This is a genomic window from Actinomadura rayongensis (assembly GCF_009831215.1).
In the GTDB taxonomy this organism is placed as follows: domain Bacteria; phylum Actinomycetota; class Actinomycetes; order Streptosporangiales; family Streptosporangiaceae; genus Spirillospora; species Spirillospora rayongensis.
The window spans coordinates 1902116-1915508 of sequence record NZ_WUTW01000001.1; the positions used below are offsets into that span (position 1 = coordinate 1902116).

Below are 13393 nucleotides of genomic sequence, written 5' to 3' on the forward strand. Positions count from 1 at the left end.
TCCCGGCGCCGGGGCCCGCGCGGGCCCCGGCGTCACCCGGCGGGCGTGACCGCGACGAGGTCCGTCACGCGGGCGCGCAGGAAGTCGTGGTAGATCGGGACGGCCGTCCGCAGCGTCCCCTCCGGCGTGTACGCCAGGTACGCGCGGTCGACCAGTTCCGCGAGCGCCGCCTCCCCGCCCGCCCGCACCGCCCGGTGCACCGACAGCGTCTTCCCCGTCGTCGGCATCTGCGCGAACTGGACGAGGATCCGCCGCTCGTCCACGCCGAACAGGTCGTGCCGCCGCCGCTCCTGCGCGTCGAGTTCGGCGCCGTCGTCGATGACGGTGCTGAGGTGCGGGTCCTCGACCACGAGCCGGTCCAGGTACCGGCGGACGTCCTGCGCCGTGACCAGCCGCGTCCCGGCCCGGTCGTCGTGGACGTGCCCGTCCAGCCCGTTGCGCAGCCGCGCCCAGAAGTACGGGCGCAGCCCGATGCGCGGGACGATCTCGGTCGCGAAGTGGCGCGGCGCGACCCCCGCCCGGCGCGGCCATACGACGCGCGGCCCGGCCGAGCGGTCGGCGAGCGGGCCGAAGAAGTACGTGACGCCGTCGGCCCAGGACAGGTCGGCGGGGCACTCGACGGCCTGCCACGTCTTGAACTCGTGGACGGACCGGTGGAAGCGCTGCACCGTCCCGATCAGCACGAGGTTGCGGGGGGCGAGGTTGCCGAGCCGGCCCGCCGTCCGGCGGCCCGCGCCGCCCTGCTCGGGCAGCAGCAGGACGTCCAGCTCGTCCAGCACGACCGCGACCGGCTTACCGCCGTCGAGGGCGTCGTCCAGGTCGGCCAGCAGCTCCACGACGTCGCCCTCGGACGGGTCGAGCGCGATGCCCAGCTCGCGGCGGGCCTGGCGGGCGATCGTCCGGCAGACCGAGCGGTTCCAGGCGGCGGCGTCGGTCACCGAGGTCGGCGTGTCGCCGAGGTCGATCCAGAGCCGTCCGCGCAGCCGGTCGTCCCGGCTGATCTGGTAGGCCAGCGACGACTTCCCGGCCCGCCGGGTGCCGAACACGAGGCTCCCGGCGCGCGGCCCCGACCCGCCGATGACGCGCCGCAGCCGGGCGAGCTGCTGCTCGCGGCCCCGGAACAGGTCGGCGGGCAGCGCGGGGAGCGTGACGTCGGCGCCCTCGTCCAGCGGAGACCGGACGGCGTCCAGCGGCACGCGCTCCGACCCGACCGTGAGCCGGCCGTCGGAGGTCGTCGGGCGGACGGCGCAGTAGTTGAACGCGCCCTCCTGCTCCACCGCGCACGGCGCGAGCCGGATCGGCTCGTCATCCAGCCGCACGTACAGCCCGGCGTGCGGGGACAGGTTCGTCAGCAGGACGCGCGGGGACTCGAAGTCGTCCACCCGGACGACCAGCAGGTGCGCGGTGTCGGTCTGGTCCTCGATCGCGTCGGCCAGCCGCCGCCGGACCGCCGCGTCGAGCGCGGGCGGCAGCGTCAGCGCCTGCGCCATGCGCGCGGACTGGCCGGGGTCGTGCAGCAGCGGGCCGAGCGCGTCGGCCAGCTCGCCGAGGACGGCGGGCGCGACGGCCGGGCCCCGGTAGAGCTGCGCGAACCGGGGCGGCAGCGGGACGTTCCGCACCGCCATGTCCGAGCTGTGGCGCCGCGTCCCGGTCATGACGGGCTCCTGGCGCGGACGCAGCAGCGTCAGCAGGTCCACGACGTCGGCGGCGGTGACCGCGACGCCGTTCGGCGGGTCCAGCGCGGGCCGGGCCACCCAGCGGATCCACGGGATGCGCTCGGCCAGCCGCTCCCACTCCGGGCGCACCGCCTTCGGCAGCGCCTGCTCCGACAGGGTCGGCTCGCGCCGCTGCGGCTGCCGCGTGCGGCCGAGGTACTCGCGCAGGTGCCGGACGATCCGCTGCCACGCCCACGGCCACGTCTCGGTGGACGCCTGGTTGAGCGCGACGAGGTAGGCGGTCAGCGCGTCGGCGAAGACGGCCGGGTCGGTGGCCTTGCGCTTGAACCGCCGTTCCAGCTCGCGTTCCAGGACGAGCAGCGCGACGGCCTGCGTCCCGTAGTGCCGGTCCTCCAGGTCCTCGACGCCGACGCGGGGGAGCGCGCTCTGCACGGCGGGCAGCGTCGGCGGGTCGGACTGGTTGCGCAGGGCGGTCGCGACGACGTGGTCGACGGCGTCCCGGTCGAGCGGCGTGCGGCGCGCGCCGAGCCATTCCACGGCGCGCCGCCGGGTGGCCGCGACCGCCGCGTCCGACCCGGCCCAGGTGTCGTGGGCGGCGACGGCGTGTCCGGCGATGCCCGCGGTGAGGACGATGAGCCGGTCCAGGGCGGCCCGGGTGTCGGCGCCCGGGGCGGTGTCGTGGACGAGCGTCAGCCCGTCCGCGCGCAGGGCCACCCGGCGGACCGCGCCCCGGGGCGGCGCGGCGGGGTCGAGCGTGACCGCCCAGCCGCGGACGTCGCGGGCGACGAGCACGCCACCGACGAGGGTCCAGCCAGCGTCCTGCTGGACGAGGAGGCCGTCCGGCCCGTCCGGCGGGACGGCGATGCCGCCGGCCAGCGCGAGCGGCGCGCCGATCGGGACGACCGGGCCGCCGTCCTTGGCCGTCGAGCGCGCGCCTTCCAGCGCCGGGGACGCGGCGTCCAGGACGTGGACGGTCCCGCAGGCGGCGCTCCGGTCCCACACGAACGCCATCGAACCGTCCGCCGGGACGTAGGTCTGGGGCGCCCGGTCGCCGACGCGGCGGTAGAACGTCCCGTCGTCGCGGGCGGCGGCCGTGAACAGCGGCTGCTTCGCCAGGACGGCGGTGAGGGCGGCGATCGCGGCGGGTGCCGTCCGGGTGAACAGGGCCAGCAGGAGCAGCAGCTCGGTCGCGGCCACGGCCGGCGCGACCGGCGTCCCGGACCGGTGGTGCTCCACGACGCAGGGGCCGGCGGCGTCGTCGGTCCGGAGCGCGACCGAGGCGAGCGCGGCGGGCTCGGCCCAGCGCGGCGGCGCGAGCGCGGCGTCGTACCAGGCGCGCTGCGGCGCGACGACGGTCCCGGTCGCGGTGCGGACCGTCCAGACCGGGCCGGCGGGCTCGGCGGGCGGCAGGGCCGCCAGCCGGGCGAGGACGTCCCCGGCCGGGACGGCGTCGGCGAACCCGGCGAGCAGCGGATGGTCGACGTCGATCATGACCAGGCGCCGTTCCGCCGCCGTGTCCCACACGGCCAGCACCGACACGGTCGCCCAGGCCAGCACGGACGGCTTGGCGGCGCAGAACTTCCATCCGTGCAGGACGGCCGCCAGCCGGTCGAAGCCCGTCACCGCTCGCCGCCGGGCGGGTTGCGGCGCCGCACCTCCGGCGGGCGCCGCTCCTTGAACGTGTGCTCGATCAGCCGGCCCTCGCCCGCCAGGCGCCGCCGCAGCGCCGTCGACGCCGCCCACGGCGTGCAGACGGTGACCTGGTCCAGCGCGCCGACGACGTCGAGGATGAACGGCGCGTCGGCGTCGCCGGTGGCGAGCACGAACCGGGCCAGCGGGTTGCGCTGCGCCTCCCGGGCGACCTCGGCGGTCATGAGGTTGTCGTCGCTGCCGTTCTTCCCGCTGCGCGCCTTCTTGCGCAGCGGCGCGGGCGGGTACAGGCGGCGGCCGGGCGTCGCGGCGCCGACCGTCCGGTCGATGCGCTCCTGCGACCGGCCGACGAGCCACACGTCGTCGGCGGCGACGCGGTGGGCCGCGCACAGCCGCCGCAGCCAGGCGCCGACGCGCGGTTGCAGGTAGGCGTCGACGTCGCCGCCGTAGCGGTCCGGCGCGACCTCGGCGTGCCGCTGGAACGGCATCCGCAGGTTCTCGGTGTCCACGACGAGGAACCGGCGGGTCAGCAGGTCCCGGACGAGCGGCGCCGGACGGCCCGGATCGTCGAACGCGTGCGGCAGCCCGAACGCGGCGGGCTCGCGCAGCCGGTCCAGCTCCCGCACCAGGTAGTCGAGCGGCGCGCCGCCGAGCACCCGGACCTCGGGCCGCGCCGCGAGGCTCGGCAGCAGCCCGGCGTCCAGCAGGGCGGGCAGGCGGCCCTCGCGGACGTCGCGCTCGGCGTCGGGCGTCCAGCCGCCGTGCGCGTGCGCCGCCGCCGCGGCCTCCCGCAGCAGCCAGGGCCAGCCGCCGCACGCGTCCGCCGCCTTGCGGGCGTCGGCGGCGGCCAGGCCCGCGCCGCGCAGCAGCGCCTCGCTCTCGGCGCGGCCGAGCAGCGGGAAGCGCTCGGCGGTGAAGGCGCGCGTGACCAGCCGGGACAGCCGCTCGAACGTCGGCCGCTGGACGGCCCGGGTGAAGTACTCGAGGTCGGTGACGTCCGGCAGCGAGGTGACGAGCACGAGGCCGAGGCAGGCGGCGCCCGCGCGGGTCGTGGCCTGGCCGAGGCAGAACCGGACGAGCTGGTCCAGCACCTCGTAGCAGCAGTCGGGGACGGTCGTGCCGCGCCCGTCGACGGCGGCGTCCCAGTCGTCCACGACGAGAACCGGGCCGTGGTCGAGGAGGTCGAGACGGTCCTCCAGGTCGTCCAGGGGGTCGCCGCCGGTCGGTTCCACGTCCAGCACGGCGAACAGGTCGGCCCACACCTCGTCCATCGACCGGGCCCGCGCGACGCGGCGGACGTCCCACAGCGCGACGGCCTTCGGGTCGGCGTCGGCGAGGCTCCGGAACCAGGTCGTCTTCCCGGTGCCGCGCGCGCCCACGACGGCGGCGTGGACGAACCCGCCCCGCCGCGTCACCGCGTCCCACCACCGCGCGACCGCGCCTTCCGACGATTCCGACGACATCGGACTACTCCCTGTGAACGTGCGGGTTGGCGGGGAGATGCACACCTTATGGGTGTCCGGTGGGAAACGGCCGTCCGCTTCCGCGCGGACGGCCGGTTCCGGAAAAAGCCCGGACACGACGACAGAGCGATCGGGCCGCCGGGGGTAAAATCCCGCGCCCGACCCCGGGGGAAAGGGGGAGAATGCTTGGTTTTATCCGTGCGCGGCTGCGGCGAGGACCGTCCGCATGGGGGACGCAAGCAGCAGGGACGCCGTGGCCGGTTCGATGTTCAGCGACCCGTTCCGCGGATTCGACTCCCTGACCGGACGGCCGTTCGAGGCGCCCGAGGCGTGGCGCGCCGACCTCGGCCGGTTCCTCAGCGACACCGGCCGCGACCTCGTCCGGCGCGGTCTGGAGCACGCCGCCCGGCGCGGCGCCGCCGACCTCGACGTCGTGGACCTGCTCGGCGCGGCGGCCCGGGAGGACCCCGCGCGGGCGCTGCTGCGCGCGGCGGGCGCCGATCCGGACGCGCTGCTGGCCCGCATCGGCGACCTCGTCGACGGCGAACCCGGCGATCCGCCCGTCACGCTGACCCCGGCGGCCAAGCGCGCGCTGCTGGACGCGCAGCGCGTCTCGCGGGCGCTGGAGGCCGGGTATCTCGGCCCCGAGCACCTGCTGCTCGGCGCCGCCGCCGGGACGGACACGCCGGCGGTCCGGCTGCTCGGCGCGCAGGGCGTCACCGCCAACGAGATCCAGAACGCGCTGCTGGCCCGTCCGTCGCTCGGCGGGCCGGGGCGCGGGCAGGGCGCCGGGCCGTCCCGGACGCCGGTGCTCGACTCCTGCGGACGCGACGTCACCGCCGCCGCCCGCACCGGCGCGCTGGACCCGGTCGTCGGCCGCGAGGAGGTGATCGCCGAGACGGTCGAGATCCTCGCCCGCCGCACCCGCAACAACCCGTGCCTCATCGGCGAGCCCGGCGTCGGGAAGACCTCGGTGCTGGAGGGCGTCGCGCAGCGGATCGTGGACGGCGCCGTCCCCGAACCGCTCAAGGACCTGCGCGTCCTCGACCTCGACCCGTCCCGGCTCGCCGCCGGGAACCGCGCCGAGTCCGCCGACCGCGTCGCGCGGATGCTGGAGGAGATCCGCGCGTCGTCCGGCGAACTCGTGGTGTTCGTGGACGGCGTCGACCTGCTCGCCGGGTCCGGGGACGCCGCGAGCCTGCTCATGCCCGCGCTCGCCGACGGGGACGTCCACGTCGTCGCCGCCGGGACGACCGCCGAGTACCGCCGCGCCGTCGGGCGCAACGCGGCGCTGGACCGGCGGTTCCAGCCCGTCCTGGTCGCCGAGCCCACCCCGGACGGGACGGTCGAGATCCTCGCCGGGCTGCGCGACAAGTACGAGGCGCACCACCAGGTGAAGATCGCCGACAGTGCGCTCGACGCCGCCGCGCGGCTGTCGGGCCGGCACGTCCACGGCCGGTTCCAGCCCGACAAGGCCGTGGACGTCCTGGACCGCGCCGCCGCCCGCGTCCGGCTGCGCGCGCTGTCGCCGCGCGACGACGTCCGCGAGCTGGAGCAGCGGCTCGGCGCGCTGCACCGCGACAAGGAGCAGGCCGTCGCCGACGAGGACTTCCCGCGCGCCGAACGGCTCCGGATGGAGATCGAGGAGCTGCGGCCCCAGCTCGACCGGGCGCGGCGCGGCCGTCCCCGCGACTGGCGCGAGCACGACGACGACGGCGCGGTGTCGGAGGGCGCGCCCGAGGTGACGGCCGCCGACATCGCCGACGTCGTCGCGCAGATGACCGGGATCTCCGTCGACCGGCTCACCGAGGAGGAGCGCGGGCGGCTGATCCGGCTGGAGGAGCACATCGGCGAGCGGATCGTCGGGCAGGAGCAGGCCGTCGCGGCGATCGGGGAGACCGTCCGCCGCGCCCGCGCCGGGCTCGCCGACCCCGACCGCCCGCTCGGGTCGTTCGTGTTCGTCGGGCCGCCGGGCGTCGGCAAGACCGAGTCGGCGCGGGCGCTCGCCGACGTGCTGTTCGGCGGGTCCGGACGGCTCACGCTGATCGACCTCGCCGAGTACGGGGAGGCGTTCACGGTGGGGCGCCTCATCGGCCGTCCGCCCGGTTACGTCGGCTACGAGGAGGAGGGGCAGCTCACCGAGGCCGTCCGGCGGCGCCCGCACGGCGTCGTGGTGCTGGACGCGATCGAGCGCGCGCACCCGGCCGTCCGCGAGGTGGTGCTGCGCGTGCTGGACGAGGGCCGCGTCACCGACGGGCAGGGCCGCACGATCGACTTCGGGACGACCATCGTCGTCCTGACGACCGGGGTCGGCGGGCAGCGGGTCCTGGAGGCGGGCCGCGACAGCCCGGACCTGCGGCACGAGGTGCTGGACCTGCTCGTCGCCGAACTCGGGTCCGAGCTGATCGACCGCGTGGACGAGACGATCGTCTTCGCCCGCCTCGACCATCCGCAGCTCCGCGCCGTCGTGGACCTGTTCGTGCGCGGCACGAAGGACCGGCTCGCCGGGCAGGGCGTCGGGCTGGAGGTGACCGAGGCGGCGCGCGACCTGCTCGCCGAGCACGGCCACCGGCCCGGCGCGGGCGCCCGGCCGCTGCGCGGGACCGTCCGGCGCGAACTGGACGGCCCGCTGGCCCGGATGCTGCTCGGCGGCGACCTGACGGAGGGCGACACCGTCCACGTCGACCGGACCGGCGACGACGTCGCGATCTCCGTCGAGCCCGCGGGCTCCTAGGCGCGCTCGGCGCGGGCGCGCGCGATCCGCTCGGCCGCCAGGGCCTCCGCGGTCGCGGGGTCGCCGGTGAAGCTCAGGATGGCGGCGAGCGGGATGACGCCTCCGCGTCCGCCCCAGTGCCCTTCGGGGATCTCGGTGGGGAACACCCAGACGCGGGCGGGGTCGCGGGGCCAGTGCCCGCGCTCGGCGTCGAGGACGGCCTCGGTCACCGCCGCGACGACCGCCGCCCGGCCGTCCGCGTCGAGCTGCCCCTCGGGATAGGACGGGACGATCTTGTACCGGGGCGCGTCGGCGGGCTCGCCGCCGACCCGGATCGCCGCCGGACGGTGCAGGAACGCCCAGGACGCCGCCCGCGTCGCCGGATCGGCGGGGTCGAAGCCCTCGTGGGTGATCAGCACGTCGGTGATCCGGCGCAGCAGCTCGTCCTCGACGTCGGGGTCGAGGGCGCCTTCCGGGACGTACACGTCGAGCATCGGCATCGCGGCCTCCTGGGCCGGCTCTGCGGCCCGGCTCATCGCCCCCGGCTGATCGCGGCCGGGGGAACGTAGGATCCGATGGCATGTCGCGTCTGGAATTCCGGGTCAACGAGCTGACCGTCGGGCAGCTCGCCGAACGGAGCGGGGTCGCCGTCTCGGCGCTCCACTTCTACGAGTCCAAGGGGCTCATCGAGAGCCGGCGGACGGCGGGCAACCAGCGCCGCTTCGCCCGGGACACGCTGCGCCGCGTCGCGTTCATCAAGGTGTCGCAGCGCGTCGGGATCCCGCTCAGCGACATCCGCGCCGCGCTCGACACGCTCCCCGAGGGCCGCACGCCGACGTCGGCGGACTGGAAGCGGCTGTCGGAGCTGTGGCGCGCCGACCTGGACGCCCGCATCGACCAGCTCCAGCGGCTGCGCGACGACCTGGACGACTGCATCGGCTGCGGCTGCCTGTCGATCAGGAAGTGCGCCCTCGCCAACCCCTACGACCGGCTCGGCGACGACGGGCCGGGGCCGCGCCGGCTGCTCACCGGCGCGGCGCCCAGCCCGGCTCCCAGCGCGGCGCCCAGCCCGGCTCCCAGCGCGGCGCCCAGCCCGGCTCCCGAGCCTGCCGACGCGAAGGAGCCGACCCTGCCGGACGGCTGCGCGTCCTGCTGACCGTCCCCGCTCAGGACGGCGCCGGGGACCGCACCTCGTGCCCGCGCGGGTCGATCCGGCGCGGCGCGGGCTCGCGCCCGGCGGGCTGCGTCGGCGGCTCGCGCGGCGGCAGCGGCGGGATCGCGATCTCGGCGGGCTCGTCGCCGAGCGTCAGGTCCGTCGCGTGGTGGACGAGCTTCAGCCCCGGCCCCTCTAGCAGCTCGTAGCGGGCCTTGTCCGCCGTCACCGTGACCTTGATCCGGTTGTCGCGGTACCGCATCCGGAACGCCAGCCGGCTGATCCCGCCGGGCAGCCGGGGCGCGAACCGCAGCAGCCCGTCGCGGGCCCGCATCCCGCCGAACCCGGCGACCAGGCCCGTCCACGCGCCCGCGAGCGCCGCGATGTGCAGGCCGTCGCGGGTGTTGGCGTTCAGGTCGTGCAGGTCCACCAGCGCCGTCTCGCCGAGGTAGTCGTGCGCCAGCTCCAGGTGCCCGACCTCGGCGGCGATCACCGCCTGCGTCTGCGCGGACAGCGACGAGTCCCGGACGGTCAGCGTCTCGTAGTACTCGAAGTCCCGGGCCTTCTGCTCCGCCGTGAACGCCTCTTCGCAGAGGTGCAGCGCGAGCACCAGGTCGGCCTGCTTCACCACCTGCTTGCGGTACAGGTCGAAGTACGGGTAGTTGAGCAGCAGCGGGTAGTTCTCCGGCGGCGTGTCCTCGAAGTCCCACGGCGCGTGGTTGGTGAACCCCTCCGACTGCGGGTGGACGCCGAGCCGGTCGTCGTAGGGGATGAACATCGCCGCCGCCGCGTCCCGCCAGGACGCCGCCTCCTCCGACGACACGCCGAGCCGGTCGGCGAGGTCGGGGTGGCGCATCGCCATCCGCGCCGCCTCCTGGAGGTTCCGGCGGGCCATCAGGTTCGTGTAGATGTTGTTGTCGGCGATGGCGCTGTACTCGTCCGGGCCGGTGACGCCGTCGATCCGGAACACGCCCTCGACGTCGTGGTGGCCGAGGCTGCGCCACAGCCGCGCCGTCGCCACGAGGATCTCCAGCCCGACCTCGCGCTCGAACTGCTCGTTGCCCGTCGCGTCCACGTACCGGACGACCGCGTCCGCGATGTCGGCGTTGATGTGGAACGCGGCCGTCCCGGCGGGCCAGTAGCCCGAGCACTCCTGGCCCCGGATCGTCCGCCACGGGAACGCGGCGCCGTCCAGGCCGAGCTGGCGGGCGCGCTCGCACGCCAGCGGCAGCGTCATGTGCCGCCACGACAGCGCGTCGGCGGCGGCGTCGGGCTGGGTGTAGGTGAGGACGGGCAGGACGTACGTCTCGGAGTCCCAGAACGTGTGCCCGTCGTAGCCCGGCCCGGTCAGCCCCTTGGACGGGATCAGCCGCCGCTCCGCGCGCGCCCCCGCCTGGAGGATGTGGAACAGCCCGAAGCGGGCGGCCTGCTGGAGTTCGGCGTCGCCGTCGACCTCGACGTCCGCGCCGCGCCAGAACTCGTCCAGGTAGGTGCGCTGCTCGTCCAGCAGGCCGTCGAACCCGGTCTGCCGCGCGCCCGCGAGCGCCCCGACCACCTGGTCGTGCAGCGCGGGCCGCGACCGGCGCCCCGACCAGCCGTAGGCGACGTACTTGACGATCCGCAGCTTCTGCCCGGGCTCCAGCCGGGTCGCGATCGTGGTGCGGCCGACGTCCTCGCTGGACTCGTCGTCCACCGACAGCCGGCCCGGCGCCTCGATCTCGTGCGCCATCCCGGCCGCCATCCGCAGCCCGCTGACCCGCGTGCCGTGGACGAGGACGACCTTGTTGTGCCCGGCCATGTGCTCCTCGCCGACGAGCGGGGCGCGCAGCGCGGCCGTGCCGCGCGGGTCCCGGCCGTCGCCCTCGGGCAGCGCCTCGTTGGCCACCAGCTCCGACTGCACGACGACCCGGACGGGATGACCCACCGGCTCGACCTCGTAGGAGATCGCCGCGACGGCCCGCTGCGTCAGCGACACCAGCCGCACCGACGTGACGCGGACGGTCCGGTCGGCGGGCGACGTCCACTCCAGCTCGCGCGTCAGCGTTCCCGCGCGCAGGTCCAGGACGCGTTCGTGCCGGTGCAGGCGCCCGTAGCGGACGTCCAGCGGCTCGTCGTCCACCAGCAGCCGGATGATCTTGCCGTTGGTGACGTTGATGACCGTCTGCCCCGACTCGGGGTTGCCGTACGCGGCCTCCGCGCTCGGCAGCGGACGCGCCTCGTAGAAGGAGTTCAGATACGTGCCGGGCAGCCCGTGCGGCTCGCCCTCGTCCAGGTTGCCGCGCAGCCCGAGATGGCCGTTGGACAGCGCGAACACCGACTCGGTCTGCGCGAGCCGGTCCAGCCGCAGGTCGGTCTCGCGGACGACCCACGGCTCCACCCGGAACAGCGGCCGCTCCGGTTCCTGGTCGCTCACCCTGCGTCCCCCGTCAGCTCGGAAAGATCGTCCACGACGCGGTCGGCGCCGTGCGCGGCCAGCGCGGCGGCGTGCTCGGCGTCCACCCGGTTCACCCCGACGACGTACCCGAACGCCCCCGCGCGGCCCGCCTCGACGCCCGCCAGCGCGTCCTCGAAGACCGCCGCCCGCGCCGCCGGCACGCCGAGTTCCCGCGCGCCCTCCAAGAACGTGTCGGGCGCGGGCTTGCCCGGCAGCTTGCGCTCGGCGGCGACGACGCCGTCCACCCGGGCGTCGAACAGGTCCTCGATGCCGGTGACGCGCAGCACCTGGGCGGTGTTCGCGCTGGACGACACCACGGCCGTCTTCAGCCCCGCCGCCCGCGCCGCCCGGACGAACGCGACCGAGCCCTCGAAGACCTCGACGCCGTCCTGCTCGATCAGCGCGAGCACCAGCGCGTTCTTGCGGTTGCCGAGCCCGGCGACGGTCTCGGCGTCCGGCGGGTCGTCCGGCGCGCCGGCGGGCAGTTCGATGCCGCGCGAGGCGAGGAACGAGCGCGTGCCGTCGGCGCGCGGCTTCCCGTCGACGTAGGTCGCGTAATCGTTGCGCAGGTCGAACGGGCGGAACGGCTCACCCGTCCGCTCGGACCGTTCCTTCAGGTAGGCGTCGAACATGCGCTTCCACGCCGCGGCGTGGACCGCGGCCGTCCGCGTGAGGACCCCGTCCAGATCGAACAGGCAGGCCGTCACCTCGTCGGGTAGTCCCAGCATGGTCTCACTTTCGTCGGCTGCCCCGTCTCCCCGATGATTGCGCTTCTTCCCTCCGCCGGGGCGGGCATTCCCGTGAACTCGCCGTGATCGGCCCGGGGGCGCCCCGGGTAGGGTCCGGAGGGACACGGGGAGGCATGCAATGGAGCAGGCACAAATCGGCGTCACGGGGCTCGCGGTCATGGGCCGGAACCTGGCCCGCAACTTCGCCCGGCACGGCCACGCCGTCGCCCTCCACAACCGGACGGCGGCGCGCACCCGGGAGCTGGTCGAGCAGTTCGGGGACGAGGGGACGTTCGTCCCCACCGAGACCGCCGAGGAGTTCGTCGCGGCGCTGGAGCGGCCCCGCAAGCTCGTCGTCATGGTCAAGGCCGGGGCGCCCACGGACGCGGTCATCGAGGAGTTCGCGCCGCTGCTGGAGCCCGGCGACATGATCATCGACGGCGGCAACGCGCACTTCCTCGACACCCGCCGCCGCGAGGCCGACCTGCGCCGCCGCAACCTGCTGTTCGTCGGCACCGGCGTGTCCGGCGGCGAGGAGGGCGCGCTGAACGGCCCGAGCATCATGCCCGGCGGGTCGGCCGAGGCGTACGCGTCGCTCGGCCCGCTGCTGGAGGACATCGCCGCGACCGTGGACGGCACGCCGTGCTGCACCCACGTCGGCGCGGACGGCGCCGGACACTTCGTCAAGATGGTCCACAACGGCATCGAGTACGCCGACATGCAGCTCATCGCCGAGTCCTACGACCTGCTGCGGCACGCCGTCGGGCTGGAGCCCGCCGAGATCGCCGAGGTGTTCCGCACCTGGAACACCGGGCGGCTGGAGTCCTACCTCATCGAGATCACCGCCGAGATCCTCGACCACGCCGACCCCGCGACCGGGCAGCCGTTCGTGGACGTCGTCCTGGACCGTGCCGAGCAGAAGGGCACCGGACGCTGGACGGTCCAGAGCGCGCTGGACCTCGGCGTCCCCGTCGCGGGCATCGCCGAGGCCGTGTTCGCCCGCTCGGTCTCCGGCCACACCGGGCTGCGCGCGGCGGCGGCCGGGCTGCCGGGGCCGCGCCCGAACTCGGCGGACGCGTCCGAGCCCGGCCTCGCCGACGCGATCGAGAAGGCGCTGTACGCGTCCAAGATCGTCGCCTACGCGCAGGGGTTCCACCAGATCGAGGCGGGCGCCGCCGAGTACGGCTGGGAGATCGACGCGGGCGCGATGGCGACGATCTGGCGCGGCGGCTGCATCATCCGCGCCCGGTTCCTCGACCGCATCCGCGCCGCCTACGCCGCCGACCCGCACCTGCCGACGCTGCTCACCGACGAGCACTTCGCGCAGGCCCTCGGCGACGCGCAGGACGCGTGGCGCTCGGTCGTCGCCGCCGCCGCGCGGGCCGGCATCCCCGCGCCCGGGTTCTCCAGCGCGCTGGCCTACTACGACGCGCTGCGCGCCGGCCGCCTGCCCGCCGCGCTCACCCAGGCCCAGCGCGACTTCTTCGGAGCGCACACCTACCGCCGCACCGACCGGGACGGCTCCTTCCACACGCTCTGGGGCGGCGACCGCTCCGAGGTCACCGCCTGACGCGTG

General features: G+C 75.7%; 8 protein-coding genes. 3 read left to right on the forward strand and 5 right to left on the reverse strand.

Features of this window, described 5'->3' with window-relative positions:
• Positions 1–32 precede the first annotated feature (32 nt).
• Complete coding sequence (locus tag GQ466_RS09015; protein WP_161102225.1) at positions 33–3299, reverse strand: hypothetical protein; 3267 nt, start codon at positions 3297–3299, stop codon at positions 33–35.
• Positions 3296–4789 carry a hypothetical protein gene (locus tag GQ466_RS09020; protein ID WP_161102226.1) on the reverse strand — a complete coding sequence of 498 codons (1494 nt, stop codon included), beginning with the start codon at positions 4787–4789 and terminating at the stop codon, positions 3296–3298. Before GQ466_RS09020 ends, GQ466_RS09015 begins: the two co-directional genes overlap by 4 nt.
• A 226-nt stretch (positions 4790–5015) precedes the next feature.
• Between GQ466_RS09020 and GQ466_RS09025 the strand changes: the two genes are divergently transcribed.
• Entirely contained in the window at positions 5016–7523 is a 2508-nt protein-coding gene (locus GQ466_RS09025) for an AAA family ATPase (RefSeq protein WP_161102227.1), read from the forward strand.
• Here GQ466_RS09025 and GQ466_RS09030 read toward each other — a convergent pair.
• Entirely contained in the window at positions 7520–8002 is a 483-nt protein-coding gene (locus GQ466_RS09030) for a Tautomerase enzyme (RefSeq protein WP_161102228.1), read from the reverse strand. The genes GQ466_RS09025 and GQ466_RS09030 overlap by 4 nt on opposite strands.
• Before the next feature lie 80 nt (positions 8003–8082).
• Between GQ466_RS09030 and soxR the strand changes: the two genes are divergently transcribed.
• Positions 8083–8658, forward strand: coding sequence for a redox-sensitive transcriptional activator SoxR (gene soxR / locus GQ466_RS09035; protein WP_161102229.1), 576 nt, complete (start codon positions 8083–8085; stop codon positions 8656–8658).
• Between the two features lie 10 nt (positions 8659–8668).
• Here soxR and GQ466_RS09040 read toward each other — a convergent pair whose 3' ends face one another.
• Together GQ466_RS09040 and GQ466_RS09045 are read right to left on the reverse strand one after the other, a co-directional pair.
• Complete coding sequence (locus GQ466_RS09040) at positions 8669–11068, reverse strand: glycosyl hydrolase family 65 domain-containing protein (RefSeq protein ID WP_161102230.1); 2400 nt, start codon at positions 11066–11068, stop codon at positions 8669–8671.
• On the reverse strand, positions 11065–11817 hold the full coding sequence (locus tag GQ466_RS09045) for a beta-phosphoglucomutase family hydrolase (RefSeq protein ID WP_161102231.1): 753 nt from the start codon (positions 11815–11817) through the stop codon (positions 11065–11067). Before GQ466_RS09045 ends, GQ466_RS09040 begins: the two co-directional genes overlap by 4 nt.
• A 139-nt stretch (positions 11818–11956) precedes the next feature.
• On the opposite strand from GQ466_RS09045, the gene gndA reads away from it, so the two are divergent.
• On the forward strand, positions 11957–13387 hold the full coding sequence (gndA, locus tag GQ466_RS09050; RefSeq protein WP_161102232.1) for an NADP-dependent phosphogluconate dehydrogenase: 1431 nt from the start codon (positions 11957–11959) through the stop codon (positions 13385–13387).
• Positions 13388–13393 lie beyond the last annotated feature (6 nt).